The organism is Bradyrhizobium sp. Kon56, assembly GCF_055807635.1.
Map to the genome: position 1 here is coordinate 1 of NZ_JBVVOU010000175.1, position 405 is coordinate 405.

Annotated in this window: 1 protein-coding gene; it reads right to left on the reverse strand. The window is 57.5% G+C overall.

The window, feature by feature from the left end:
• Positions 1-76: 76 nt before the first annotated feature.
• A partial coding sequence (locus tag AC0L3B_RS38505) for a hypothetical protein (RefSeq protein ID WP_473382842.1) occupies positions 77-405 on the reverse strand: 329 nt, incomplete at its 5' end.

Sequence of the window (405 nt, forward strand, 5' to 3'; positions counted from 1 at the left end):
GTGCAGACCTCTTTTTATTGTTATGAACCCACCGGGACGGGTGGGTGTTTAATAGGAGGTCTTTTTTGTTTATGCGTCAGTAGGCTGTTTCCGCTTGAGTCGTAGGCAGCTGCTGAATCGATGGCTGCCCCTGGTAGCGTGGGTACACATCCAGGCTAAACCCCCCGTTGAACGTGGCTTGGGTGGCATTGCAGAGGTTGATCACGGCATCGATGGCGCCGCGCAGGCAAGGCTCCGTCCAGCCTGCATCCACCGAAAACGATTCGCCGGCCGGATACAGGCCGGAAACATCGGCGTAATCGCGGTTGTACCGCATCAAACTGACGGCATCGTAGTAAGTCCCGGCGCGATAGAGCTTGGCGCACCCTAGCGCGCTCTTGTCGGTCATCCAGCGTTGGACGATGG